The organism is Collinsella aerofaciens (genome assembly GCF_027679495.1).
In the GTDB taxonomy this organism is placed as follows: Bacteria; Actinomycetota; Coriobacteriia; order Coriobacteriales; family Coriobacteriaceae; genus Collinsella; species Collinsella aerofaciens_AK.
In genome coordinates, this window is record NZ_JAQEKC010000005.1 from 1 (window position 1) to 23863 (window position 23863).

A 23863-nucleotide genomic window follows, 5' to 3' on the forward strand; every position below is an offset into this window, starting at 1 on the left:
CCCGCGTAGCGGGTGGTTTAAAGCTGGCCGCTGCGCGGCCAGCAGACTAAAGTCTTGAACAAGAAAAGCCGCCGTTAAAGAACGGCGGCTTTTACTCTCGAAAAGTTAATAGCGGCTAGAGCGTCTTGATGTACTCCCCCAGCTCTTCCTCCCAGTCGGGCATGTGGAAGCCGGCAGCCTCGAGCTTGGACAGGTCGAGCGCGGAGTGGACCGGGCGCGGGGCGACGGGGCCCTCGGCGCTCGCGTAGTAGTCGGCGGTCGATACCGGCACGACCCTGTCCCCGTTGCCGTTGGCGGCCTCGAAGACGGCGCGGGCGATATCGGCCCAGGACTTGACGGTGCCGGAGCCGGTGCAGTCGTAGGTGCCGTAGGGGGCGTGCGTCCCCAGCACGTGGAAGATGGCCTCGGCCATGTCGCGCGTGAAGGTCAGGCGGCCCAGCTGGTCGTCAACGACCGTGACCTGCTCGAGCCCGTCCTCGGGGTCGGCGACGCGGTCGGACAGGCCCTTCATCGTCTTGACGAAGTTGCGGCCCTCGCCGATGACCCAGCTGGAGCGCATGATGTAGTGGCGCGGGCACCCGGCCACGGCGATGTCGCCGGCGGCCTTGGTCTGGCCGTAGACGGACAGCGGGCTGAGGGGCTCCTCCTCGTCATGCACCTCCGCGGTGCCGTCGAAGACGTAGTCGGAGGACACGTGGACGAGCGTGATGCCGTGCCCGGCGCAGGTGCGGGCGAGAAGCGCCGGCCCGGTCGCGTTGGCCCTCCAGGCGGTCACGCGGCCCTCGGGGGTCTCGGCTTTATCCACGGCCGTGTAGGCGCCGCAGTTGATCACGGTGCCGTAGAGCGACCAGTCGTACTTGCCGTAGGCCGCCGGGTCGGACATGTCGAAGGTGTCGATGTCGCAGAAGTCGAAGTCCTTGGCGACGCCGCGCTCCTCGGCGAGCGCGCGGACCGCATGGCCCAGCTGGCCGTCGCAGCCGGTGACGAGCGTGCGCTTCGGCGCCATGGGGACGACGTCCTTGAGGTACGGGTGGTTGAGGTCGGCCTCGGATACGGTGGCCTCGTCGAGGGGGATCGGCCACTCGATGGCGAGCTCGGGGTCGGCGAGGTTCACGAAGGTATAGGTCCCCTTCAGCTCGAGCGACCAGTGGGCGTCCACCAGGTAGGTGTAGGCGGTGCCGTCCTCCAGGGCCTGGAAGGAGTTGCCCACGCCGCGCGGGACGTAGATGGCCCTGGACGGGTCGAGCGTGCAGGTGAACACCTTGCCGAAGGTCTCGCTGCCCTCGCGCAGGTCCACCCAGGCGCCGAAGACCGAGCCGCGCGCCACGGAGATGAACTTGTCCCAGGGCTCGGCGTGGATGCCGCGGGTGACGCCGCGGCTGTCGTTGTAGGAGATGTTGTTCTGGACGACCCTGAGGTCGGGGATGCCCAGGGCGGTCATCTTGGCGCGCTGCCAGTTCTCCTTGAACCAGCCGCGCGAGTCGCCGTGGACGGCGAGGTCGACTACCTTGAGGCCCTCGATGCCGGTCTCGGCGACGGAAAGGTCCTTCTCGAATGCGATGTCTGCCATGTGGGAAAAGCTCCTATCGAAGAGGTTGGGAAACCGGGGCACCCGCGCGGGGACGCAGGATCATCCCCATGCCCTGCGGCCCCGCGCGGGCGCCCCGCGGTGCGGTTCGCCGGGGTTCGGCCTACTGCCCCTGGGCGCGGTAGCGTGCCTCGGTGGCCTCCTTGGCCGGGCGCCACCAGGACTCGTTGGCGACGTACCAGTCGATGGTCTGCCTCAGGCCCCCGGCGAAGTCGGTGTGCGCCGGCCTCCAGCCCAGCTCGCGCTGGAGCTTCGTGCTGTCGATGGCGTAGCGGCGGTCGTGGCCGGGGCGGTCGGCGACCCAGTCGAAGTCCTCGGGGTCGCGGCCCATGGCCTCCAGGATCATGCGCAGGACCGTGATGTTGTTCTTCTCCCCGTCGGCTCCGATGAGGTAGGTCTCCCCCATGTGGCCCTTGGTGAGGATGTCCCAGACGGCGCTGGAGTGGTCCTCGGTGTGGATCCAGTCGCGGACGTTCTCGCCCTTCCCGTAGAGCTTGGGGCGGACGCCGTCGATGATGTTCGTGATCTGCCTGGGGATGAACTTCTCCACGTGCTGGTAGGGGCCGTAGTTGTTGGAGCAGTTGGAGATCGTGGCGCGCAGGCCGTAGGTGCGGGTCCAGGCGCGGACGAGCATGTCGGAGGACGCCTTGGTGCTCGAGTACGGGCTGCTCGGGTGATACGGCGTCTCCTCGGTGAACTTCGCCGGGTCGTCGAGCGCCAGGTCGCCGTAGACCTCGTCGGTGGAGACGTGGTGGTAGCGGATGCCGTACTTGCGGACGGCCTCCAGCAGGCGGAAAGTGCCCTCCACGTTGGTGCGCAGGAACGGCTCGGGGTCGGCGATGGAGTTGTCGTTGTGGCTCTCTGCGGCGTAGTGCACGATGGCGTCGTGGCCCGGGACGATCCTGTCCAGCAGCTCCGCGTCGCAGATGTCGCCCACGACGAGCTCCACGCGGTCGGAGGGCAGCCCCGCGATGTTCTCGGGGTTGCCGGCGTAGGTCAGCTTGTCCAGGACGGTGACGTGCACCCCGGGGTGGTTGTTCACGACGTAGTGCACGAAGTTGCTGCCGATGAAGCCGCAGCCGCCCGTGACGATGATGTTCTTGGGTTCAAAGATCTCAGACATGAAAATCCAATCTGAAGCATGTACAGCTTCTTTAGTATGCCGCAGGAAGTGACGACGCGACACTATTCAACAAAACTATCGGACATTTCGGCATGCGATAAGAGCCATAACCTTCGCAGAATTACCTCCCGTACAAAACGCCTCCGGAATGCAGTCTTTGTCGTAGTGAAAAACCGAATCCTCAGTTATTTCACGTAAGTACTTATAGAAGAAATCCTCCCAGCTTTTAAACTTCTCACTGTTTACAAAGGCTTCTGGGGTTTCCAAAACCGTCTTAACATCTAGCCCTGAAATTACGCCGGAGCTCAGCAGAAGCCATTCGAACGACTCGGGAAGACAAACCGTAACAGTATCGCGGTGAATGTCTTGCAGCTTAAGGACGCGGTCCGCATAGCACCCAAATGCCGCTCCGTCCGCAACAACAAACACGCGATCGTCGAGATGCTGATCCAACCAGCGCAAAATCGCGCTGTTCGTCATGGCCGAAGTACAGGTAAGCTCACTGTCAGCGAAATGCCGTTCAAAGAACTGGAAACCAGACTTACTGTCCTCGCATAGAAGGATAGAAAAGTCCTGTTTTGGCGCCGACCGGGAAATAGCATAACGATGATTCCCGCGATCTTGATAAACAGGGATGAAAGAATGGTATTTTCCGCTCGTCTTAATCTTGTAAATCTCATCCACGCTATACGGAAGATAGGGGAAATCAGCCCTTGAGATCAGCACGAAATAATTCGAGGAATACAGCACATGATGGGCAAACTCATCAGAATGGATCTCTTTTAAGCCCTCATCGACAAATACAATCGAGTCATGAACGGACGAAAGCTGGTTTCGCCAATCATAATCGGTCAGGGCGACACAGGGACAATCGCATTGCAAGGAAACACCCGACTGCTCGCCCGTTCGCATGTAGTCTGCGACCATGTCAAACAGTGTCGTCTTACCCGTGCCACTATCCCCACGCACAATAGTAATGTTCCGTTTAATGGTAAATGTGTACTTGGTTCCCCTGCGGCGGGAAATCTTAACGAGATGCGAACCGTTCATAAGCAGCACCTACAGATACGGAATCGACTCGTGAATCAAATCGGCCATGTTGTGAACGATTCGGCCGCTATTCACGACTTTAATTTTAAAATCCTCGCGACCAAAGTCCATCACATGATAGAGATTCACAACGAGCTTGCGGTCTTTCGCCATGTCGAGAATCCACTTAGCACAGTTGTCACCACAGGTAGAAGCGTTAAAAATATGCTTACGATCAAATCTCATAAGCACCAGCGTTTTCACGCCACCAGAAAGCTGGAGTGGGGAGATGGATCCAAGCACAGGGCTTTCGATGACGTTTTCGGAGACAACAACCGATCGATCGACATCTTTAATTATCGAGACTGCATAGGGATCCGTAATCCAAGAAGACCGGTAAGAGTTTTTGAAATATGTCGCTGTGTTGTAAATCGCTTCTGGCATATCGCCAAAGTAGACGCTTAACACATCCACTCCCAATCATATTGTCTTTATGGTCAACGTAATCATAACGAAAGGGGCCACCAGATAAACGGTGACCCCTAAAAGAAAACAAGCTTGCGCTAGTACTCGCGCGGGCTGTTGACGATCTCGCCGGCGGCGACCTTCTTCAGGTGCTGCCCGTAGACCGACTTGCCGTAGGCCTTCGCGGCCTCCTCCAGCTCGGCGGTCGTGATCCAGCCGTTCTCCCAGGCGATCTCCTCGGGCACGGACACGGGCAGGTCCTGGGAGTGCTCCACGGCGCGGACGAACTCCGCGGCCTCGTGCAGGCTCTCCATGGTTCCGGTGTCCAGCCACGCGTAGCCGCGGCCGAGGGTGACCACGGACAGCGTCCCCTCCTCCAGGTACATCTGGTTGAGCGTGGTGATCTCCAGCTCGCCGCGGGCCGAGGGCTCCACCCTATGGGCCTTGGCTGCCACGTCGCCCGGGTAGAAGTAGAGCCCCGTGACGGCATAGGAGCTCTTGGGCTCGGCGGGCTTCTCCTCGATGGAGACGGCCCTCCCCTCCCCGTCGAACTCCACGACGCCGAAGCGCTCGGGGTCGTCCACGTGGTAGCCGAAGACCGTGGCCCTCCCCGACTCCGCGTTCTGGACGGCGCGCGTCAGGTGGCGCGACAGGCCGTTGCCGTAGAAGATGTTGTCGCCGAGCACCAGGGCGCACGGCTCGCCGGCAATGAACTCCTCGCCGATGGTGAAGGCCTGGGCCAGGCCGTCCGGGCTCGGCTGCTCGGCGTAGGACAGGTTCACGCCGTAGCGCGAGCCGTCCCCGAGCAGGCGCTCGAAGTTGGGGAGGTCCGTCGGGGTGGAGATGACCAGGATGTCCCGGATGCCCGCCAGCATGAGGGTGGACAGCGGGTAGTAGATCATGGGCTTGTCGTAGACCGGCAGCAGCTGCTTGGAGGTCACGAGCGTGAGCGGGTACAGGCGTGTGCCGGACCCGCCGGCGAGGATAATGCCTTTCATGTAGTCCTCCGTGTCATTTAACTGATTTAGTTACGACTTATATAATAATCTCTATCGGTCATATCAATTAAAAATATATGAGCGATACCCATTGAACAGGCCATCTAATTGCCTCGGCACGGAAAGAGCGTCAGGAACAGTGAAGATTTACATCGCAGCGCATAAGCACTTTGACATTGATGCGCAAGCGCCGTATCAGCCGCTCTACGTTGGGTCAAGCTCCATTCCACCAGACAATCGTCAGGCTGGATGGCTGTACGACGATCAAGGCGATAATATTTCCCAGAAAAACAAACACTACTGCGAGCTTACCGGCCTCTATTGGATATGGAAGAATTCTCCTGAGTCGATAGTTGGGCTCACGCATTATCGAAGGGCGTTTGAGTCCCCCAATGACTCAAAGCAGATGCTCAAAGACTATGAAATTGAGAACATTCTTACTCATTATGACTGTATTGTTGCAGCCAAAGAACCCTGCACAAGCTCAATCGGGTGCAACTTAATCACTGTTGCTGAGCAGTATAGAATGATCCATTCTTCGACAGATCTGCTACAGGCAAGGGAAATCATCAGGACGAAATGCCCTGGCTACTTGGATGCTTTTGATAAAGCAATTTGCGAGGAGTGTTCTTTTTCGCCATGCAATATGTTTATTTGCAAAAAGGAGCTGATGGACCGATATTGTAAATGGCTTTTCAAAATCGAAAAACAACTTGAGAAGCGTATTGACTATATAAGTGGTCGCGATAGCTATCAACAAAGGATGCCTGGCTTTATCTCAGAACGACTGTTTAATGCCTTCCTTAAAAAGGAAGGCATTAAATGCTATGAATGCCACATCTTTAACCCAATTAATAAAGAGGCCCTCACGATCGATCAAAGCACGTGGCCTCGAAGGAGACCGCAACTTACATGCTCGTGCTCTACGAATGCCATATTTAACGGAGTAGACTATTCATCGGTATTTGATTATTCCTTTTATGTAAATCATTACGAGGATCTATTCGATAGATATAAAGACGACCCCCTTGGAGCGCTGGAACATTTCATCGCAATCGGCATTAATGAAAATCGAGTTGCACATCCACATTTTTCTATCGGCTCTCTTCTGAATGGAAATCCAGATTTAAGAAGTAGGTGCAGCGCAAATCTCGAGGCAGCGCAAATGTATATAGCAAATCCTAAAGAATATATGCATCCAATTGGATATGAAAACATTCATCCGCAAGACGAGCAAAGCAATTCAACTATGGCCACATGGCATGAACGTCGAATAACAGCGGCGCGTATTCGGTACCAAGAAAGAATCGAGAGACTACCTGTACTGGATTAATTCAATGCAAGAATAAACCTGAGATCAAAGTGAAATAGTGCAGGCATCCTCAGTGCAACGGAAAGGTAAATTGAAATGAAAATTAGCATGGATTGTATTTGCCGTGGAAGCGGAAAGGTGTACGTTCTCCTAAAGAATGTTGAGATAGACGCATCAAATATTCAGGTGACAGCAGCGAAGAGCGAGGGAACGACAATACCAAGCTCTATCTATCCATACGAGTCAAATAAAAATCAATACGTCGTAGTTCTTCCCGACCTTGGAACTGGTGATTGCGATATTCAGATTAATGATTTGAGTGCGCGATGCGTCTACGATGTCATTAAAATCAGCTTTAGCACGGCAAAATGGGCGTCAAGATTAAACTATAAATTAAAGAATGATTTGTCCCATTCCATTAGGAACTATGACGATAAGCACGACTTGGATGTAGCAAGCATGCGTTTTCACGAGTTTATCGAAGATGGAGATGAGGCCATTCTTCGCTGCTCAGTAAAACTTCCTCAGCGCGAAGACAACAAAATAGCCATCAGCTGCTTCGATACCTCGATGAATCGTATTGAGATCGAGCCGATCACAACCGATGACATTACGATCCCCTTGTGGTTTGCTCCCAATAAAAAACGTCGCGAAATTCAATACTCGGTCCGAATCCCAAATAGCACAAATAGGCTTATCTTCACAATCGAAGACGACAACCACCCAAGCTTTAACAGCTTCGCTGTTGTGGACAACGAAGAGCTCGATAAGCTACGCATTTTAACCACATCGAAAATGAAACCTATTTCGATTGATCCATCTGCATATCCAAATTGGCTCGAGCAACACAAGGCAAGCTCGGCGATACTCGAAAAACAATCGATGGTTACCTTCAAGGAAATGCCTTTGTTTAGCATCGTCGTTCCCCTATTCAACACACCCGAAAATCTGTTCAGGGAAATGGTGGAATCGGTTCTTATACAGAGCTATGCAAACTGGGAGCTTGTGCTAGTCAATGCAAGCCCAGATAACAGTGCGCTTGCAGATATAATCGAAGCCGCTAAGATTAAAGACGCTCGCATTAAGGTGATAGAGCTAGCAAACAATGCCGGCATTTCCAAAAACACTCTTGCTGGGACAAAAGAAGCAAATGGAGATTTCATTTGCTTCTTAGACCACGACGATACTCTCGAGCCCTCGGCGCTTTATGAATATGCGCATGCAATTAATGCTGAAAACAATACTGATCTAATTTACTGCGACGAAGACAAACTGTTTGTCAATGGCAGCTATGGCGATCCGTTCTTTAAGCCAGATTTAAGCATCGATTTGCTGCGAAGCGTTAATTATATTTGCCATTTCCTTGCAATCAGAAAAACGCTATTCGATTCTCTCGGGTACGGCGACGAACAGTACGATGGAGCCCAAGACCACGACTTAACGCTTAAGGCAATCGAAAAAGCACGGCATGTGGTGCACGTGGCTAAAATCCTGTATCACTGGAGAATTAGCGAGAACTCAACTGCAGGTGACCCGAACTCAAAGCTATATGCATGGGATGCTGGCGTCAAAGCTGTACAGGCCCATTTGGACAGGCTTGGAATTGCAGCGAAAGTTTACCGCGGAAACGACCCCTTCACTTATAAAGTTGCCTATGCAGTTCCGGAAAGTCATCCACTTGTTTCAATTGTTATTCCAACAAAGGACCATCCCACAGTTCTCGATACGTGCATTAAGTCGATCATAGAACGCTCAACGTACGATAACTACGAAATCATCATTATCGAAAACAACAGCGAGAACCAAGAAACATTCGAGTACTACTCAGAATTGGAGAAAAGCTATCCCGATACGATTCGCATCGAATATTGGGATGCGGAATTTAATTTCTCAAAACTGATGAACTTTGGCGCTAGCAAAGCAAAGGGCGATTATCTTCTCTTGTTAAACAACGATACAGAAGTTATAACCCCAAACTGGATCGAAAACATGCTGGGCATTTGTTCGCGAAAAGAAGTTGGCATTGTTGGTGCAAGACTTTTCTACAGCGATAATACTCTGCAACATGCAGGCGTCGGCATCGGAGGGATTGGAGCCGGCCACCTCGGAAAAGACTACCCCAGAGGTAAATGGGGCTACTTCAATCTATGCGATCGTACACAAGATTTAAGTGCCGTGACCGCAGCATGCCTCATGACAAAGAGAGCTGTTTTCGACGAAGTCGGCGGCTTTAGAGAAGAATTGGCTGTCGCCTTTAATGATGTTGACTATTGCCTCAAAGTGAGGAGTCACAATTATTTGGTTGTATATACACCCGATACTGAGCTGTATCATTACGAGTCGTTATCACGAGGCTATGAGATCAGCGATGAAAAGAAAATGAGGTTCCATCGGGAATACTCATTGCTCAACTACCTATGGCCAGAGTACTACGTGAAAGGCGATCCGTATATAAACATAAATATCGTCAGTGGAAATCTGTATTATCAAATATAAAAGTGTCATGACGCTTAACTCATGAGCACGTAAAGAATGGAGAATGGGGCTGCCGGTTAACCGACAGCCCCATTCTTCCTAATAGGTTATTTCATATAGAACGAATCCGTTTGCTGAACCTAATTGCGTAATCCGCAGTTGATCAGATGAAAACTCCGTCAAATCCCTACTAGACAAAACGTACTTCACATTAAGCTGTCTTAGATTATCTTCAGTCAAATTAACTGTGAAGAGATCATCCTGAGTGGAATTAAAAGACGTAGACGGAGTGAATACATTTGCAATGATATGAGCATACCTATTGTATGCGTACTCATTCTCGTTATTATCATCGATAGAATTCCAACGCGCCAGATCAGGATAAGCATTGGTCGAGTTAATTACAGGCGCTCCATACGCAGCGCAAAGATTGGCAACTGTCCAAGAACCATCGACAACCCATTTAACTGAATAATCATCCTTGTCAGCGAACTGATCAACAAGAGACGCCAACTCCGTTTCGGTAAGCGGAGCTGCACCAATTTGTATTGGATTGATACAGCAACCAGGAATTACACCGAAGCAAATAGCAAATGCGACAAATAAACCAATGCAGTTTTTACCAAGGATAAATGCGCTGAACAAAAGGCAGGAAACTGCACAAAGCAATATCAGCATCAAAAGATACAATTTCCTTGCGACAAGATACTTGGCGGAAAGAAGAATATAAATCTGGAATACTGAACTTAAACAGATTCCAATCACTAGCAAAACCAACAAAGAACTAATTTGGCTATTAGCCTCTTGGAATTCTTTGGCTTTTTTAACAGATATCAAGAAAAGAAGAAGCTCTAAGTACCCAATAGGAAATAAAAGCCGCAGAACAGGTACGTTATACATCAAGGTAATTCGGGATAAAAATGACGGGAAGCCAACGAAGGCAAAAAGAAGGAAAAATAACTGAAGGACTAGTAGTGCAATTAAATGCCAATCTCGCTTTTTGATGATACAGGACAGAGACGCAAGAGTCCCAAGAGGGAAAAAGCAGAGAATGGTGGCAATTTCACATTCATTTGAAACCAAAGGCGTATCAAAAGCATAAAAAAGAGAAAGCGCATTCGAAAAAAGTTCGGGAAGCCCGCTTCCTCCGGTTTCAAAGCGCGCGCCCGGATAAACCGTATTAACAACAGATGCCATTGCTTCAGAGGACTGGAAAAAAGCGAAAAATACAAGTCCTGCCGAAACCAGCAAACAGAAGATCGAAGTTAAAGTGTCACTAATTGACCACGCAAGCACCGAACGGTACTCGCCAGACTTAAGGATTCGACAATAATCAATTGCCCTGAAAACTCCCATGAGGGCAAAAATGTAGAAAAAAGGAACCATCCAAGCGGGATACATGAGCATTATGTAACAACCGCATAACCATGCAATAGCAACAATCGCAATGACTCTAGTGCTCCTTTTACGAGTAAAGAGCGTCTTATCTAATAACAAAACAAGGGCTTGACCGTAAAGAACCACCTCGCCTGTACCCCACCACTGAATCAGCGGCGAAAAACAAAGCAATATTGAAAAGAGCAAACTGAGTGGCTTTGATTTAATCATGAGGAAAGCGCAGTCAAAGGAAACCAGGACCATAATGCATAGCTTCATGGACCAAGCAAACGCTAAACCCGATTCAAAACCAAATACCAAATAGCCCCAAAGCACTGGACGAAATAACGAAATTACACTCCAGCAGGCAGCACCATAAACCATCCGGACATCTGTTATATCTCCTCTTAAGATTTCCGAAATTGGCGCATAATCATTATGAGACTGAGACAATTGAAATAAAGTACCGACTGAAAACTCATCGCTTCGAAGAGACCTAGGTATACCCCAGATGGGAGTCCCGGCGTTCTCAGGAAGCATAATGCTCCACATGCCAAGCGATGAGCCGCTGACTTTAAACACCACCGCAAGCATTGCGACAGAAATACCGATTATCCATCGATATTTATATATAAAATCGCTTTTATACTCGATCAGCTTGATTGCTGAGAATAAAAACGCAACGGTCAATCCACCGATGATGAGAACAGACATACCGTTATTGAGCAGCGAGCTAGCAGTTGTAACACCGATCTTTCCGTAGAAGCTACAAACATAGTTAACAAATAAAGATAAGTAAATAAGCGCAAACAAAAAAGATAGCGCAAAACAAGCAGACCGATAAAGATGAAAATTATCGTTATGCAAATTATTGCTTCGGTCTTCTGAGGTAAGGTACTTATTCATACGAGTTATTAAACTCCATCTTTATCTAACCCTGCTGGTTGCGCAAAGTATCGTTCTCATTTTCAAGAATCGCAATGCGTTGAGTTAAGTTTTTACAAGCCGTAACGAGTCTGCTGATCGCAATACTGAGAGATAGAGAAATCATCAATAAAAGTACTACTGCGACGAGAAAGGCGAAATTCGAAGGACTGATAAACCCAATACAATCTGAAATTCGATAAATCAACTCCGGAAAGCAAACGCTAAATAATGCCACCACGCACAGGCAGAGCCATAGTAACGAGTACTTTAAAAGAAGCTTTCCTTTGCCGACTAAAGAAACGACATAAAAGAATAGACCACTAAAAATTACGCCAGCGCCCACGCGAATTATCATACTCATTGGTGAGCCGCCTTTCTATAAACAAAACAGGCCATGGAAATTGCGAGCGAAACTTTAATCATGTAATAAATTGATGAAAAGCCAGAAATAGATGACACTCCACCCTGTCTCTCACGCATAAGCACGGGAACCTCAACCACTGAAAGACCGGTTTTTAATGCTGCTGCAATAGATTCAGGCTCAGGGTAATCGTCTGGATAGTCCCTACAGAACAGGTCTATAGCCTTTTTACCGCACGCGCGAAATCCAGAAGTTGGATCTTTAATCGTTTTTCCGGTAAATAATCTCAACCAACCAGAAAGCCATCGGATACCTACTCTCCTTAAAAATGTTGATTGAAAGCCTTCTGTGGGCACGGCAAATCTGGAACCAATGGCTAAATCGGCACCATCAATAATTGGCTCGATTAAGCTCCCAATATAAGAAGGATCATGCTGACCATCACCGTCAACCTGAACATCAACGTCATAGCCTTGCCTGAGCGCATATTTATGACCGGCTTGAACGGCACCACCAATGCCTAAATTTTGCGGAAGATCAAGGACATTAAAGTCGTACTGACGACAGATAGATAGCGTATTATCGGTTGAGCCGTCATTCACAACAACATAATCATAGCCAGCCTCAACAACCGATGAAACAGTCTGAACAATATTGGCTTGCTCATTATAAGCAGGAATGATTACCAACACTCGCAACATGTCATCCATTAAAACCCCAACGATCCAGATTGGACCTAAATTGAAAATAAAACCTGCTTAATTTTATCCAAACAAACCTGTCTCGAAAAATGCTCACGATAATAATTGAAGCCATTAGATCCCAAAGCATCAATAGCGCCTTTTTTCATTGAACCAATTTTTACCATGTTGTTAGCAAGCGCATTTACATCTGAAGGATCGGAGACAAACCCGCATCTAGCAGAACGAACCGCATTGGCCCCTTCTCCGCGCATTACGGCAAGTATTGCCTTTGAAGAAGCCATACAGCTTGATATCTTGGCTGGAATAGTAAGCTCTAACTCAGGATTATCGGCAAATGGAGCAATCATTGCCGTTGCAATATCGGAGTACATGGGCACGACCTCGGGATCCACGCGCCCCAAAAACAAAACAGACTTATCAAGCCCCTTGCTTGAAACGAGCTTCTGCAGTTCTGCCCTAGACATGCCATCGCCAAGAATTAACAGCTTCATCTCGATAGAGTTCTCTGAAACTGCACGCGAGAATGCTTCAATAACCGTATCAAGCCCTTGGGCGGGGGTTATAGAACCAGCAAATAGGAAGACGCATTGATTTTTGAACTGAGATCTTAGTTCCGATGAGACTAGCTTTTGCTCGTAACTTTCCTCGCAATGTTGAGGTATTACGCCTATCGAAACATCCGAATTCAAAGGCTTGACTCTATGAAACAGGTTATCAGCCAAAGAGTCGCTCAAAGCAATCAGCTTATTGCAGGCCGCATACTGCTTGTCGCAAAAAGATTTGGCAAAAGACCTCAGAAAACTGCTTTGGACATTCAAGACTGTGTAAAGGTTCTCGGGCCAAATATCCAAGACATAAGTTACTAGAGGACATTTATTTCGCCATGCAGCAACCCTTGCAGGAATTACCATCAAAATAGGACTTGTGTTATAGCAAAATACAACGTCATACTTCTTTTTGAGCCTCATAGCTCTAAAAGAAGCAGTAATTGGCCAGCTAATATAGTTCAGAAAAATGCGTATCGAAGTATTACCCTTACGACGGATTTCACCAGATCGAAAAACGGACGCACCGAAATAATCGTCTCGGCGGTGACCGAAATAACCATATCCATCAGACCATTCGCCTGAAGGATAATTAGGGATGCCGCAGAGAACATCTACGCTTATTCCGTCTTCAACAAATCCCCTCACCAAGTCATTAATTCGAAAAGATTCCGGATAGAAATGCTGCGTAACAACAAGCATTTTCTTACCAGCACATGAGCTAGTCATTAAACGCTCTTCCTCCACACCATCTTGTCCACGACGCCGGTGTAGCTCTGGATGATCTTGACCACCTTGGTGGACACGGTCTCGTCGGCGTAATCGGGCACGGGCGCCTCGGGCAGCGACCCCTCCGCATCGAGCTCGACGGCGGTGTGGACGGCCTGGAGCAGGCCCCTCTCGGAGATGCCGGCGAGCGTGAAGCAGGCCTTGTCCAGCGCCTCGGGGCGCTCGGTGGAGGTGCGGATACACACCGCTGGGAACGGGCGGCCGACACTCGCGAAGAAGCTGGACTCCTCGGGCAGGGTGCCGGAGTCGGAGACCACGGCGAAGGCGTTCATCTGCAGGCAGTTGTAGTCGTGGAACCCCATAGGCTCGTGCATGCGCACGCGCGGGTCCAGCTGGAAGCCGGTGGCCTCCAGGCGCTTGCGGGAGCGCGGGTGGCAGGAGTACAGGATCGGCATGTCGTATTTCTCGGCCAGCGCGTTGACCGCGGTGAACAGGCTCGTGAAGTTCGCCTCGGTGTCGATGTTCTCCTCGCGGTGTGCCGACAGCAGCATGTAGCGCCTGGGCTCCAGTCCGAGCTCGGAGAGGATATGGGACCCCTCGATCTTGTCAAGGTTGGCGCGCAGCACCTCGGCCATGGGCGAGCCCGTGACGTAGGTGCGCTCGGGTGCGCAGCCGGTGTCCTTGAGGTAGCGGCGTGCGTGCTCGGAGTAGGCCAGGTTGACGTCGGAGATCACGTCGACGATGCGTCGGTTGGTCTCCTCGGGCAGGCACTCGTCCTTGCAGCGGTTGCCCGCCTCCATGTGGAAGATGGGGATGTGCAGGCGCTTGGCCGCGATGGCGGACAGGCAGCTGTTGGTGTCGCCAAGGATCAGGAGCGCGTCGGGCCGCACCTGGACCATCAGCTTGTAGGAGGCCGCGATGATGTTGCCGACGGTCTCGCCCAGGTCCGCGCCAACGGCGTCCAGGTAGACGTCCGGATCGTCCAGCGACAGGTCGCGGAAGAAGATGCCGTTGAGCGTGTAGTCGTAGTTCTGGCCGGTGTGCGCCAGCAGGCAGTCGAAGTGGCGGCGGCACTTCTTGATGACCTCGGAAAGGCGAATGACCTCGGGGCGCGTGCCCACGATGATCAGGAGCTTCAGGCGGCCGTCGTCTTTAAAACAAATATTGGAATTCATAGGTTTCCTTAAAACAGAGTCTAGTATTTTGCCAACAGTAATGAGGCGGCCTGCACGTCACCACATTCAACAAGTTTCGAATCGTCCCTGTGCAAAGTCTCAGAGCATCCGCCGACATCGTAACAAACGACTGGCAGCCCACAAGCCTCAGCCTCAAGATTGACCGTAGGGTAGTTATCCTCGTATGTTGGATTGAATAGAACAGAGGCAGAACTATAAAGTGAGGCCAACTCTATCTGAGAGTCGGTTCGTGGAATACCGACGATCTCTGGCGGCAGCGCCCGCATCTGTTTGGCACTTAAACCAACGAGTACGATGGAATACTTGGAGCGATCAAGCCTGTCAGCGAGAGTATAAAAGTCTGATAACCCCTTGCGTTTTGACCATGGAGACGCAACACCTAAAATAATATTTCTAGAATCGAGACCGTATTTCTCTTTAACACTAGATACTTCGCCATTGGATCGCGGCCTGAATATATCGAGGTCAATCGTATTATGTGCAACTTCTATCGGATACTTTGACAAAAAGCTTGAAGCAACCAGTTCGGCCAACCATTTAGAAGGAGTGACAATTGTCAATCGGTCGGAAGGCAACGAAGTGAATAACGAACGTTTAGCCTCATAATTCCATTTGCATGAACCAGAATTGATAGTTGGAGGATATCCCATAAGCTGTGGACATTTCGTGGTACCGCAGCCGCTTTTCCATTGATTGCAGTCAGCATATGTGAAATACGGACAATGGCCGGTAAAAGCCCAACAGTCATGCAAAGTCCATACAACACGACAATCAGATATCGACAACCATTTAAATAGCCTATCAATATTCAAATAGTAACCATGAATGTTGTGCAAGTGAACCACATCAGGACCAAACTCATCAAGGCGATGAATCAACGCCTCGGTTTGCCTCACTGAATGAAAACCAATCTTCCCGTCAAGGAAAGTAAGTCCAACGTCGAGTATAAAATTAGCCGATGACCCAAAGCAGTACTCACTGGCACTACTTGCTGGCCTTCTTCTACCCCAGCAAGCAAGCGATTCGCATCCCTGATCTATAAGAGCAAAATGCTCCTTCATCATAATGCGCCCAGTGGATCCATTTGGAACGCTATTAATGTGAGCGTATCTGGTCAAAACCTCTAGACTTCCTCGTAGTAGGTGTCGGGGTTCTCGGGGTCAAAAGGCTCGTTGGCCCACATGACCGTCACGAGGTCCTCGGTGTCGGACAGGTTGGTGATGGAGTGCGTGTAGCCGGGAATCATCTCCACGGCGCGCATGTCCGAGCCAAAGACGACGTACTCGTCGACGGGGAACTGGTTGCCCTCGGCGTCCTCCCCCACCTTCCTCAGCTTGATGCTCGCGGTGCCGGAGACCACCAGGAACCTCTCCCACTTGCTCATGTGCCAGTGGTTGCCCTTGGTGATGCCGGGCTTCGAGACGTTGATGGAGACCTGGCCGCGCTCCGGCGTGCGCAGGAACTCGGTGAACGAGCCGCGGTCATCCACGTTCGGCTTGAGGCCGTAGGCGAAGTGCCCCGGCTCGTAGTAGGACAGGAACGTGCTCCAGAGCTTCTTGGAGAAGGAGCCCTCCGCCAGGTCGGGCACGGAAAGCGTCTCGCGGCTGTCGCGGAAGCACCCGAGCAGGTAGACGATCTCGCCCAGGGACTTCACGTCGGTCTGGGGGACGTAGCAGAAGTCCTCCCCCTCGACGCGCTCGAGGCCCTCGTAGCCGCAGCGGTGTTCCTCCCCCAGCAGGGCGCCCAGCATCTCGTCGACCAGGTCGTCGATGTAGAGGAGCTCCAGCTCGACCGAGGGGTCGTTCACGGTGTAGGGGCGGCCGTTGGCGATGGCGTCGCAGAAGGTCGCCACGGCGGAGTTGTAGCGAGGTCGGCACCACTTGCCGTAGAGGTTCGGGAAGCGGTAGATGAGGACAGGAGCGCCCGTGCGCTCCGAGTACTCGCGGAACAGGCCCTCCCCCGCGAGCTTGGACTCGCCGTAGACCGAGCCCTCGAAGCGGCCCGACAGGCTCGCCTGCGCGGAGCTGGACAGCATGACGGGGCACGTGTTGCCGTGGCGCTCGAGGGCGTCGAGCAGCGTGGAGGCGAACCCGAAGTTGCCCTCCATGAACTCGGACTGCTCCTTGGGGCGGTTGACGCCGGCCAGGTTGAACACGAAGTCGGCGCGGGAGCAGCAGTCATCGAGCTCCCCGGGCGTCGAGTCGATGTCGTACTCCATAACCTCGAGCGGGAGCAGGCCCGAGTATTTCTCGCGGCGGTCCTTGCCGTCCCTTATGTTCTTGAGGGCGCAGCAGAGGTTCCTGCCGACGAAGCCCCTGGCGCCGGTGACGAGTATGCGCACCCTACTGCACCGCCTCGTGCTCGCGGCCCTCGAGCGCCAGCTGCACGTACTCGGCGGTCTTGATCTTGGCGATGGTGCCCGCCACGTCGAGCCTCTCGGTGTTGTGGGAGGTATAGGACTCGTCGGCCTGGGTCTCCACCTCGCCGTCCACGACGAACTTGTCGTAGTTCAGGTCGCGCGAGTCGCAGGCGACGCGGTAGTAGCCGCCCATGTCCTCGGCGCGCAGGCGCTCCTCGCGGGTCATGAGGGTCTCGAAGAGCTTCTCGCCGTGGCGGGTGCCGATGACCTGGGTGCCCACGCGGCCGAAGACCTCCTGCACGGCCTCGGCGAGGTCGCCGATCGTGGAGGCCGGCGCCTTCTGGATGAACAGGTCGCCGGGGTTGGCGTGCTCGAAGGCGAACTGCACCAGGTCCACGGCCTCGTCCAGGTTCATGAGGAAGCGGGTCATGTTGGGGTCGGTGACGGTGAGCGGCTCGCCCTTGCGGATGCGGTCGATGAACAGCGGGATGACGCTGCCGCGCGAGCACATGACGTTGCCGTAGCGGGTGCAGCAGATGGTGGTGCGGCCGGCGCCGTTGCGGGCGTTGGCGTAGATGATCGACTCCATCATGGCCTTGGACTTGCCCATGGCGTTGATGGGGTAGGCGGCCTTGTCGGTGGACAGGCACACGACGCGGTCCACGCCCTCGTCGATGGCGGCATGCAGGACGTTGTCCGTGCCGATTACGTTGGTGCGCACGGCCTCCATGGGGAAGAACTCGCAGGAGGGAACCTGCTTGAGGGCGGCGGCGTGGAAGATGTAGTCCACGCCGTGCATGGCGTCGCGGACGCTCTGGGCGTCGCGGACGTCGCCGATGAAGAAGCGCACCTTGGACGCGAGCTCGGGGGACCTCTCCTGCAGGCGGTGGCGCATGTCGTCCTGCTTCTTCTCGTCGCGGGAGAAGATGCGGATCTCGGCTAGGTCGGTGTCCATGAAGTGTTTGAGCACGGTGTTGCCGAACGAGCCGGTGCCGCCCGTGATCATGAGGGTCTTGTCTTTGAATACGCTATCGCACATTTCAAGCTCCAATAAACAAAATTAAGGTGAATGAAACTTAAACAAATTTGAAGTTGTTGCTTAACCTACTAATACGTGTCTTATGCTAAACGAAAAGACGCCTGCTGGACATAAATTAGAATTAAAAAGCGTTAATACCTGCGCCAGAACTGATAACCCCTCCATTGGCGTTAAAGAAGTCAATTCAGGTAGATATTAAGCACCGGCCGCACACTTTTATATCTAAGTATTTAGCGAATCTCTACTGCATTATTCCGAATAATGCAGGGAAGCATCGCGACACACCCGACAAAATAAGCAAGCGAAATTGCAATACTCGTTCCGTTAGGTCCAAACAAGTGAATCATTAAGCTGGAAAGAGGGACAACAACGATTAAAGCAACTAAATTACCAACAAGATTACCAACCATCTTTCTTTTAACAATTGTCAGGTCGGAAAAGAAACCGATAAACGCCGTAATCAGAGAGCTAATTACCGCACCGTACAGCAAAAAAGAATACTGATGAATTTGGTCACCGAAAAGTAGTCCCAACAAGTAGTCGCCGCAGATGAAACAAGCGAACAAAATAAGAATACACAAGACAAGGGCGCCAAGAATGACCTTCACCAACATGGTATTAAATGCTTTTTTATCCTCCGACTCACTAGCGCTCGCAAAAGCGCCGAGCAAAGGGGCATAGGCATTAGCAGCACCCGCCTGAACTATTGCCGCGGGAGAACACACCGAGGAATAAACACCCAACATTGATGCCCCCAATGCAGCAGCAAGTTCTTGACGCGAAACAGATGTAACTGCAGCGCAACAAAAAACCCCAACCGTAGCGGGAAGACACTTATAAAACAGTTCAGACATCGCCTTGAACCTAAAAGAAGGAACAATCGCATCGAAATTCGAAGCCCAACGTACATCAACAACCATTACAGGGAGAGACACCGCAATCATTAGAACGATGCTCAATACAAGAGAATGTGAGACATGCATTCCGGCACAAAACGCGAGAAGTGACAAAATGCCTCTCAGCAGCATCGAAATGCCACAATAAATCATATTTCCTGCTTTTTGATCAATGCCGTGGAACACATCGACCATCACTTCTATTGACTTATATATGCAATAGAAGTACACGGGGAGAAGGGAAGACTGCTGACAGGTAAAGAATGCATAAGGTAATACGAAAACAAACCCCAACACTATTGTGATTAGACGAAAACCAATGTATTCCCCCGAAGAATACTCACATGAAAGATCGGATACCTGAAAGGATCGAATCTTATATAAACCGATTGGAACAAATAGATTGCTGATTGTCATTGCCAAAGACAAATCACCTGCATAGTTAAAATCCGATGAAAGACGAACTACGGCAACTGTCGTTAACCACTGACAAGCAAGGTATGCAATCGAGCCAACGGTATTCCATGTGATGTTTTTCTTTAAATTGTCAGTCAAATTAACCCAATCGATTTAAAACTTTCAATCTACTTTTTAAAGCCTAACCAATAACCTCTTTGGCGATTGCATCAATGCTTTCGCCGTATCCAACACCCGGAACGGCCCATTTGCCATTTAAATCAACGGTTCTCGGAGCACAGCCACGACTGACATATTTAAAGCGAGCATCAATACACGGATTAATCAATGGCTCCGTTGAACCATACGCCTTTAGATGCTGAACCTGCGCCCGCAGTCCCTCACGGACAGATCCGAAGGTGTAGCCTGGGTTACCAGGTCCAGTGGCGCCAAGGCCTCCAAAATTGCACTGATTAGGCTGAACCAAATTTCCAAACTTCAAATATCCCGTTTCTTTCATCACCTGCCCATATAAAACTTCAGGTGAAACACCCTCCGACTGAGCCTCTTCATATAGAATTTTGCAGAAATCTATGATGTTCGACGCTCCCCTATCCGTGTAAACGGCTGAAGGGAATCCTTTTGGGCCCACGGTCTTTGTGAAATGATCAGCGGCGTCTAGATAGGTTGAATAGGCGGACGACATAATAAAACCTTCGTATCCAGTCGCACTTGCACCATTACGCCCCTCCTTAATGCCACAATTTAAATAGTGGATGTAATAGCTCTTCAGGTTCTGCCCGAAAGCCTTCCTCAGGTCCGCATAACGATTTCGATAGCCATAAACGTCGAAGGAATCGCTCCCGCGACGGCCCTCCGCCATGCCGCAGCTGACGAAATGGCGCAGCACGGCAGCATCGTCAACGAACCTCAGACCACCCTTGACGGTTGTAAAGGCGCTCAGGACGTCTCCGTTGTTGGAGGTATAGAAGTCGAAATCGTAAACGGGGGAATAATCCGTACCGCCCTGCGAAGCGACGGCGCCCGCGAGGGAAGCGCAACCGGTCGCGATCCTGCCCTCAGCGCGACCGCTGCTGAGGTAATGACTATATAGAGCGGTGAGGTTGGCACCGAATGCGCGACGAAGGTCGGGGTATCTGTTGTAATAGCTCAGCACGTCGAAGGACTCGCTCCCGCGACGGCCCTCCGCCATGCCGCAGCTGACGAAATGGCGCAGCACGGCAGCATCGTCAATCATTACAACGCCAGCGGGGCTTCGTTTAGAAAAAGCGTTGCGAATGTCTTCGTTATTCGATAGATAAAACGAGGGGTCGTAGACGGAAGAATAGTCAACGCCATTGATAGTCGTAGCGTATCCCTCAATCTTTGAGCATCCGGTCCCATGCCTTCCTTCTGCTTTTCCAGCTGTGACGTAATGCTCGTAGTACTTCACTAAATCAAAGCCAAAGGCAGCCCTTAAATCTGGATACTCATTAAAGTAGCTCTGTACGTCAAAAGAAGCAGAGCCGCGCCTACCTTCACTCATACCATAGTTAATAAAATGGTCTAGAGCTAATTCACTATTTCCAGCCGTAGCTTTGGCAACATCGGGATTATTCGACAAATAGTAATTAGCATCGAATACGGAAGAGTAATCGAGCCAAGTTGACTTAGGAAATTGCGCAATGATCGCATCGGCATCGGCCTCGCCAAGACGCCTGCAACCCTCATCGCTAAAATAATTCAATACGTCCCCCGCATCAGAAATAAAGCCATGCTCAATTAGAATGCCGGGAATACCTTGTTCGCGGGCGCAACGGATGACCGCAAACTCATCTCCAACTTCCATTTGGAATACACCGCGATAGCTGAGTCCCATAGAAGCGAGGTTGTTCATCACTTTATTCGCAAGCTCCACAGAAACTTGCGTGTAATCATATTCATTGGCAGTGGGCGCATATACCTCGGCGCCGTGAGCAACAGGCGAACCGGAATTGATATGGAAGCTAACAAAGGCCTGCGCGCCTTGACTCACGCATCGTTGGACACGATAAAGGTAATCATTTCCTGAGTAGCCACCGCTTTGCTCGCGAGCAAGAACGACTTTAAAGCCATACGCCTCAAGCTTATTCTTACAAGCAGCAACGATCTTCCAAGTTAGATCCGCCTCACTCTTTCCATTTCCCTGCGCACCAGGGTCGGTGCCGCCATGGCCAGCATCGAGGGCAATTATCCGAACGTTTTTTCGCGCCGAGCGCGCAGCATAGGTAGAAATGCCGTCCGGTGAATCGGCACACTCCAACGCCTGCTTGATCGATTGGGCCTCAACGGCATTGCCATCGCCGTCTGCATAGTAAACGGAAGTGCCTTCGCAATTAGCAGTGCCGTCAACAACCGTAAAAGAATAATCTCTGTCAGAGAGATTAATCTCATGTTCAGTACCATCGCCCTGCAGAACATAGGTTATTGAAGTAAGAAAGTATGTATTGAGTTCTAGCTCCGAGCCAAATGTAAATGCAGCAGAATTAGCATCCTGTGCGGAAGCGTCAACAGCCCCCTGAACTCCATTGGCGCTCACATAGTTAAGTGTCGCGGAAGCGATAGTATCGCTGTCATTAGGAGTCGCAAACGCGACGACTTGGTCAGTCCCACTGATAAGGTTCGGGTAGGCAAGATATATATATTGAAAAGGAGAATCAGCCGATTCGGTTTGCGGCTCAGTCGAAGAAGCATCTACACCGAAATCCTCATCAGCTGGCTCGTCAACGTCCGTCGGCAACGACTGCTCGACATCCATGTCTCCGTCGGCAACGCCCTCGTCGCGTGAAGCTACACCATCGTCTGCGGACACAGCATCTGATGAAATATCCTCAGCTTGCACGCTATTCGCAGCATAAGCAGCGGCTACAGGACTCATCAAGGGTGAAATCGTTAAAAGAGCAGCTAAAGAAAACGCTGTTGAGGCACGCAATGCCTTTTTCATATCGTATCCCCCATCACAAATAATGATACTAAGGGTAGATTATCTTACAATCTCCCCCGCATCGGAAGTCCAGTTATTCAAAGCATGGGAATTGTTCTAAAAGCAGATGGACACCTGCCCTTATAAAAAGTAGCAGGCGTACTCAGCAAGCTTTTTTTCGTCTCTAACAGTTTAGATAACAGGTGATGATTCGGGGACCGGAAGGTTCCCGAATGTTATGCTCTTCCCAGCCAAACAAAGAATCCGCCCGAGCGCCCACCCGGATCTTTGTTTGGCGACAATCCCTCCGGGTGGGCGCTCGGGCGGATGGGAAAGATCCATATGGAAAGAGCGAACCCCTTCAGGGCGCTCGTGGCGGGCCTCTCGCCGACGAGTTCCTGCTGCTCAGAGAAGCCGTCGGCGAGAGGCACTGCCGCAACGAGGTCGGGGTCGGCACGCTCGCCGTGGCCGCCGCGGCATACTGGCCGGACCCGGGGTGCCCGGAGTGCGGCGCCGAGGGCGCCTGAAGGGACAGGTCCACCGCAGCAGGAGTACCGAGGTGGCGCTGCCGCTGCTGCGGCAGGAGATTCAACTCCCTCACCGGGACCGTCCTCGAGCACTGCAGAAAGCCGCTCCTCGCCTGAGTCTCCTTCATCAGGCTCATGCGCCACAACGTCCCCGTCGAGTGCGCGGCCGATCTGTGCGGCGTCAACCACAAGACCGCCTTCGAGTGGCGGCACCGTGCGCTCACCACGGCGTCCGGCTGCCGGGACCGAATCATGATGCGCGACACCGTCTGGGTTGACGAGATCTGCATCAGCGACACCGACCTCTCCAAGGGCTACGGGCAAGCCCTCAAGCGCGGCCTCTCCCGCCAGGAGCTCTGCACCTGCGTCACCATCGATATCCACAAGAACCCCGTCGCGGTCGTCTGCGGCCACGGGAAGCCCAGTTCGGCGCGCGTGAGGGATGCCATGGGCGGCAGGATAGCGCCGGGATCGCTACTGATTCACGACCTCGAATGGGCCCACGTCGTGTCCCGCCGCTCGACGCGGGACGGCGCGAGGCCCCTCTTCCAGGTCTTCGCCGACGCCTACGAGAGGCAGTCGGCGGTGATCACCACGAACCTGGAGTTCAGCAGGTGGGGATCGGCATTCGGCGACGACCAGATGTCCGCCGTCATAGACTACATCGTCCACCACGGAAGGCTCGTCCAGTTCCGCAGGGAGTCCTGCAACGTGCGTCACGCCCTCATGCAGGAGGGGTAAATGCCTCAAAAAGGGCGCGCACGACCGGAGCGCGCCCAGCTCAAATCCCGATGCTCTTTTTACTCAAATCCTCTTGACGAAACACGCCAGATTCCCGGCGTCAGCTACGAGAAT

General features: G+C 52.0%; 18 protein-coding genes. 3 read left to right on the top strand and 15 right to left on the bottom strand.

What is annotated here, in order from left to right:
• Nucleotides 1–115: 115 nt before the first annotated feature.
• The 5 genes from PGW49_RS02710 to rfbA all read right to left on the bottom strand — a co-directional run bounded on the left by PGW49_RS02710 (nucleotide 116) and on the right by rfbA (nucleotide 5203).
• Complete coding sequence (locus PGW49_RS02710) at nucleotides 116–1570, bottom strand: sugar nucleotide-binding protein (RefSeq protein ID WP_270225427.1); 1455 nt, start codon at nucleotides 1568–1570, stop codon at nucleotides 116–118.
• A 121-nt stretch (nucleotides 1571–1691) separates the two neighbouring features.
• Nucleotides 1692–2711, bottom strand: coding sequence for a dTDP-glucose 4,6-dehydratase (rfbB, locus tag PGW49_RS02715; RefSeq protein ID WP_270225428.1), 1020 nt, complete (start codon nucleotides 2709–2711; stop codon nucleotides 1692–1694).
• Nucleotides 2712–2786: 75 nt separating this feature from the next.
• Nucleotides 2787–3761 (bottom strand): hypothetical protein, encoded by a 975-nt coding sequence (locus tag PGW49_RS02720; RefSeq protein WP_270225429.1) that lies wholly within the window; start codon nucleotides 3759–3761, stop codon nucleotides 2787–2789.
• 9 nt (nucleotides 3762–3770) lie between these two features.
• Entirely contained in the window at nucleotides 3771–4208 is a 438-nt protein-coding gene (locus tag PGW49_RS02725) for a DUF4869 domain-containing protein (protein WP_138375364.1), read from the bottom strand.
• Between the two features lie 95 nt (nucleotides 4209–4303).
• A complete protein-coding gene (gene rfbA, locus PGW49_RS02730; RefSeq protein ID WP_270225430.1) occupies nucleotides 4304–5203 on the bottom strand; it encodes a glucose-1-phosphate thymidylyltransferase RfbA in 900 nt (299 codons plus the stop codon).
• 139 nt (nucleotides 5204–5342) lie between these two features.
• Between rfbA and PGW49_RS02735 the strand changes: the two genes are divergently transcribed.
• Nucleotides 5343–6536 (top strand): DUF4422 domain-containing protein, encoded by a 1194-nt coding sequence (locus PGW49_RS02735; RefSeq protein WP_238023222.1) that lies wholly within the window; start codon nucleotides 5343–5345, stop codon nucleotides 6534–6536.
• A 75-nt stretch (nucleotides 6537–6611) separates the two neighbouring features.
• A complete protein-coding gene (locus tag PGW49_RS02740) occupies nucleotides 6612–9011 on the top strand; it encodes a glycosyltransferase family 2 protein (RefSeq protein ID WP_138375248.1) in 2400 nt (799 codons plus the stop codon).
• Nucleotides 9012–9089: 78 nt separating this feature from the next.
• On the opposite strand, the gene PGW49_RS02745 is transcribed toward PGW49_RS02740, so the two are convergent.
• From PGW49_RS02745 to PGW49_RS02790, 10 genes are all read right to left on the bottom strand, one after another.
• Nucleotides 9090–11273 carry a DUF7657 domain-containing protein gene (locus PGW49_RS02745; RefSeq protein ID WP_270225431.1) on the bottom strand — a complete coding sequence of 728 codons (2184 nt, stop codon included), beginning with the start codon at nucleotides 11271–11273 and terminating at the stop codon, nucleotides 9090–9092.
• A gap of 25 nt (nucleotides 11274–11298) precedes the next feature.
• Nucleotides 11299–11655, bottom strand: a complete 357-nt coding sequence (locus tag PGW49_RS02750) for a DUF2304 domain-containing protein (RefSeq protein WP_138375246.1) — start codon at nucleotides 11653–11655, stop codon at nucleotides 11299–11301.
• Complete coding sequence (locus PGW49_RS02755) at nucleotides 11652–12365, bottom strand: glycosyltransferase family 2 protein (protein ID WP_212745461.1); 714 nt, start codon at nucleotides 12363–12365, stop codon at nucleotides 11652–11654. Before PGW49_RS02755 ends, PGW49_RS02750 begins: the two co-directional genes overlap by 4 nt.
• A gap of 26 nt (nucleotides 12366–12391) precedes the next feature.
• Entirely contained in the window at nucleotides 12392–13651 is a 1260-nt protein-coding gene (locus PGW49_RS02760; RefSeq protein ID WP_138375245.1) for a glycosyltransferase family 4 protein, read from the bottom strand.
• Nucleotides 13633–14808, bottom strand: a complete 1176-nt coding sequence (gene wecB / locus PGW49_RS02765; protein WP_138375244.1) for a non-hydrolyzing UDP-N-acetylglucosamine 2-epimerase — start codon at nucleotides 14806–14808, stop codon at nucleotides 13633–13635. The genes PGW49_RS02760 and wecB overlap by 19 nt, the downstream gene beginning before the upstream one ends.
• 20 nt (nucleotides 14809–14828) lie before the next feature.
• On the bottom strand, nucleotides 14829–15893 hold the full coding sequence (locus PGW49_RS02770) for a glycosyltransferase (RefSeq protein ID WP_138375243.1): 1065 nt from the start codon (nucleotides 15891–15893) through the stop codon (nucleotides 14829–14831).
• A 59-nt stretch (nucleotides 15894–15952) separates the two neighbouring features.
• The gene (locus tag PGW49_RS02775) at nucleotides 15953–17170 is read right to left on the bottom strand and encodes a polysaccharide biosynthesis C-terminal domain-containing protein (RefSeq protein WP_270225434.1); all 1218 of its coding nucleotides are present in this window, start codon (nucleotides 17168–17170) and stop codon (nucleotides 15953–15955) included.
• 1 nt (nucleotide 17171) lies between these two features.
• A complete protein-coding gene (locus tag PGW49_RS02780) occupies nucleotides 17172–18227 on the bottom strand; it encodes a polysaccharide biosynthesis protein (protein WP_138375241.1) in 1056 nt (351 codons plus the stop codon).
• Nucleotides 18228–18457: 230 nt separating this feature from the next.
• Nucleotides 18458–19678, bottom strand: a complete 1221-nt coding sequence (locus tag PGW49_RS02785) for a lipopolysaccharide biosynthesis protein (protein ID WP_138375240.1) — start codon at nucleotides 19676–19678, stop codon at nucleotides 18458–18460.
• Nucleotides 19679–19721: 43 nt separating this feature from the next.
• The gene (locus PGW49_RS02790; RefSeq protein WP_270225435.1) at nucleotides 19722–22502 is read right to left on the bottom strand and encodes an N-acetylmuramoyl-L-alanine amidase family protein; all 2781 of its coding nucleotides are present in this window, start codon (nucleotides 22500–22502) and stop codon (nucleotides 19722–19724) included.
• A gap of 758 nt (nucleotides 22503–23260) precedes the next feature.
• Between PGW49_RS02790 and PGW49_RS02795 the strand changes: the two genes are divergently transcribed.
• Nucleotides 23261–23749 carry an ATP-binding protein gene (locus tag PGW49_RS02795; RefSeq protein WP_270225436.1) on the top strand — a complete coding sequence of 163 codons (489 nt, stop codon included), beginning with the start codon at nucleotides 23261–23263 and terminating at the stop codon, nucleotides 23747–23749.
• Nucleotides 23750–23863: the final 114 nt, after the last annotated feature.